Raw genomic sequence first — 2,834 nt, forward strand, 5'->3', positions numbered from 1 at the left:
GGCAATCTCTTCCCGCACCTGCGGCGACTTGTAGAGGCCTTTGCGCTTGGCTTCTTGCGCCAGGAAGTGGTCGCGCACCATCGTGCTCAATACCCGTGCCAATGACGAGCGGCAGGCATTTGGGGAAGATGTGGCGATGGGCGGACGAAGCACACGCCAACGCTTCAGCACTTCGCCAATGCGCCACTGGCCGCCCGCAAAGCGAAGCACGACCATGTCGGCTGCTCCGGCAAGATCCTGCGCGGTCAAACCTACCAGCTCATCACTCAATAGCACCTGGCGCTCGGCAAGAGGATGGAGGTCGCCACCGGAAAAGTCAACGTGGCGCTGCACCGCTTCAGCCAGAATGTTGAAGGCTCGCTCGTCGACCTCCACCTGCTTGTCGCGCATGACTTGTTTCACGTAGGCATCGGCTCGCGCGGCCTCCCTCCGGGCCCGCAGAATCTTGTGGGCCTTGTGGTGGAGCTCTGCTGCCTCCGTTTCCGTCAGTGCTGGCGCGAACGCAATGGAGTCCACCCGGCACACCACGTAGCCGCGGGTCGTCTTGACGACGGGCGATATCTCGCCAATGCGGAGCTGAAAGATGGCGTCGTCGAGGGCAGGCTCGATGTCACCCCAGCGCGTTGCAAATCGGAAACGCGTGGTGTCGGCGGCGATCGGGCCCAGTGTGCGCAACAGCCCTGCAAATGAGCCGGAGGCGAGCAGCTGCCGGCGCGCCTCCTCGGCCTCTGCCTGGTTCTTGGTCAGGAAGAATTGAACGGTGCGAGTTTGGCGCATTTGCTGTGCGGCTGCCGCGACTTCCTGGGGCGTCAAGTGGACCTTGTCCTGCACCTCCCGGGCGTAGAGAGCCCGCGCCGCTGCAAGATCGGCACAGAGCGCCACGGCTTCCTGGAAGTGCTCATCGCGGTGAAGACCTTGGTCCTCAGCCTCCAGCGCTAACAACTTCTCGTCGATGAGCAGCTCTACCAAGGCCCGCTTCTGCTCTTCCGGCGTTCCTTTGACCTGCGGCCGTATAGCCAGCTCGCAACGCAAGGCAAACTGCTGCTGCGTTATGCCACGGTCCCCGACGCGCGCCACAAGCGGCGAATTGTCTCTGGAGCGCCCACATTGGACCAAACAGAGCAGGAGGGCCCCAAGGATTGCCCATCCACACTGCAGAAGCTGTGCGCGACGCACCTTCAGTCCCTCGCCAGGTTTCCTTACCGCAGTAGCAGCAGCTTGCGCGTCAGGCGTTCTCCCTCCGCCGTCAACACCACGAAGTAGACCCCGCTGGGCATGGGTCGACCTTGGGCATCATTCCCTTCCCAGGCAACCTTTCTGTAGCCGGGCTCAACAGCGCCGCTTGCCAGTTTCGCCACCTCCCGCCCGAGCACATCAACAATCCGTATGTGCATAGTCGTTGTCGACTTGGGCACGCCGTACTGGATGGTCGTCAGGGTGCTGAATGGGTTCGGGTAGTTTTGCAGGAGCACGAAATGAGCCGGCAGCGAGGCGGCAGGGGAACCGTGTACCGCAGTTCCCTCGGCCACTATGTTGGCGATCTCCGCATCGCACAGGGCGTAGCTGAAAATGCGGATGTCGTCCAGCACACCGGCAAAGTTGTAACCAGCGTCGTGAGGCAACATCTGGCCGATGGTGAGGTCGATGGACGTGGGCATGAGCCGACCAGACCACTCCGCGCGGCTATCCAGCGCGCCGTCCAAGTAGAGCGCCATAGCCGTGCCGTCGAAGATGGCGATCACGTTGTAGAAGCGACCGGGCACAATTTCCGTCCGGGTGTCCAGGTCCTTGACTCCGCGATCGGTCTTCACTGTCCACCGCACTTTTTTCTCGGGAGTGAGCGAAATCTTCCAGCGATTGTCCCAGCTGCCGTGCGAAATGGGGTAGCGCTCACGGTCGCCAATGCTGGTCGCGTTCATCCATAGGCTAATGCTGATCTGGTCGCGAAAATTCAGCGCCTGCGTGTTGCGAACGCGAATGTTGTCGTCGTCGCCATCAAAAACGTACGCGCAGTTCGCATTGCCGAATCGATCGGCGGAGAGCTGGGCACCGAACACCGTGCCATGGTGCCCGAAGCCGCTTTCATCGCGGGCGTCGCCATTGAAAGGATAGTAGGCGATGGGAATGCCCGTGCCGGGGTTGGTCGGGTCTTGCACCACCACGGCGATGCTGTCCGTTGCCTGGCCGCCATGGGGGTCCGACACCGTGCATCGCAGGACGAAGAGACCTGGAGTGGCGGGCGCTGTCCATGTGGCAGTGGAATCGCCCGCTTCAAGCTGACCACCAGAGGATGACCAGGCATAGTTCAGGCTGTCCCCGTCCGCGTCCCATGCAGAGCAGTGCAACATCGCGGTGCCGCCCAGGAGGATCTTGCGCGGGTCTGCTTCCAGTGAGCGTATTTGCGGCGCGTGATTGATGAACGCCACCACCTGGAGACGGACGGAACTCGAGTCCTCCGCGCCCGCTGCATCCACAACTCGGCAGGAGATCGCATACTCACCGGCTGCGGAGGGAGCTACCCACGCGACCTTGCTGCCGGTCCCCTGCAGCGTGCCACCAGTTGCTGTCCAATAGTAGGTCAAAGAACCACCGTCGCGATCCACCGCCGTGCAGTACACGTCCACTGCTTCGCCGAAGACAACTAGGAGCTTGGCAGCATCGAGACTCTTGATGCGCGGCGGGTAGTTGGCTACCGGCTGCCCGGAGCGATAGTCCACCACCACGCCGTCGATGAGCATCCTGTCCAGTTCGTAGGTCACCGTGCCCCCTGCCGGAGCTAAGACGAGGAGGATGGCGCTATTGGGCGGAATGACCACAGGTGAAGAGCCGCTCAC

General features: G+C 62.2%; 2 protein-coding genes. Both read right to left on the reverse strand.

The window, feature by feature from the left end:
• Window positions 1-1,077: peptidyl-prolyl cis-trans isomerase (locus H5U38_14790; protein MBC7188289.1), on the reverse strand; the 1,077-nt coding region annotated here is incomplete at its 3' end.
• Between the two features lie 122 nt (window positions 1,078-1,199).
• A partial coding sequence (locus H5U38_14795; protein ID MBC7188290.1) for a T9SS type A sorting domain-containing protein occupies window positions 1,200-2,834 on the reverse strand: 1,635 nt, incomplete at its 5' end.

The sequence above is a fragment of the Calditrichota bacterium genome (genome assembly GCA_014359355.1).
Classification (GTDB): Bacteria; Zhuqueibacterota; Zhuqueibacteria; order JANLFK01; family Oleimicrobiaceae; genus Oleimicrobium.